The organism is Sphaerimonospora thailandensis, assembly GCF_016863115.1.
Classification (GTDB): Bacteria; Actinomycetota; Actinomycetes; order Streptosporangiales; family Streptosporangiaceae; genus Sphaerimonospora; species Sphaerimonospora cavernae.
In genome coordinates, this window is record NZ_BOOG01000144.1 from 1 (window position 1) to 940 (window position 940).

Consider the following 940-nt stretch of genomic DNA (forward strand, 5'->3'; position numbering starts at 1 on the left):
CCTCCCGACGGAGCCGGCGACGCCTGCCGTACGAAGCCAAGGGGCGATCGTTCTTTAACAAGAATTAGAGTTAACACGGCTCGACACCGGGAGCGAAATGATGAATTTCGCGTACCCGTTGCATCACAGGTAACAAGAGCGTGCATTACCGGTCAACTTCAACTTGCCATCGTCTCGTATCATGCGAATTGAAACTACGTCGGCTGTGAATAAACGACCGCCGGCCCTTGGGGCGTAGTGCCGTCCGGACCGTCGATCCCGGGATGAGGTGGACTTGACCGCTCTGACGCTCCCGCTCACCGAGCATGGGCGACTGCACACGCATGACGCCGACGAGGCCAGCGCAGAGGTCGGGAAGGCTCTTGCTCCCCACAGGCTGCGCCTCGCGAAAGGGGCTCGGCTCGACGCCCGCTTGAACGGGATGATGTTCGAGCAGACCGGCCTGTTCTCCCTCGGCTACGGCGCCGAGGTGTCGATCGCGTTGGACGCGATGGAGAGTGCCTTCTTCGTCGAGATCCCGCTGACCGGTGTCGCCGAGGTGTCACACGGCCAGGAACAGATCGTGTCCACCACTGGGCTCGCCTCTGTGCTGTCACCGACAGAGCGCATGACGATGCACTGGGCGGCCGGGAACTCGCAGCTCATCGCGCGGTTCGACCGCCCCGCGCTGGAAACCCGCCTCAGCCAGATGCTCGGCCGGCAACTGCGCAGGCCGCTGGTCTTCTCCCTGGGCATGGATTTCACCCAGCCCGCCTGCCGCTCGTGGCTGTCGCTCATCGAGCTGCTCCGGGTAGAGGCAGAAAACCCGGGCGGCATGCTGAGCCAGCCGCTGGCCGTCAAGCAGTTGGAGGGGCTGCTGATGACGCAGCTGTTGCTGGCGCAGCCCAACACCTACACGCCCGCGCTGCTCGGAGAGCAACCGCGGGTCGCGCCGCCCGCT

At 64.6% G+C, this 940-nt stretch carries 1 protein-coding gene; it reads left to right on the forward strand.

What is annotated here, in order from left to right:
- Positions 1-274 precede the first annotated feature (274 nt).
- Positions 275-940, forward strand: a 666-nt coding sequence (locus tag Mth01_RS29350; protein WP_204019210.1) for a cupin domain-containing protein, incomplete at its 3' end; no start/stop codon positions are given.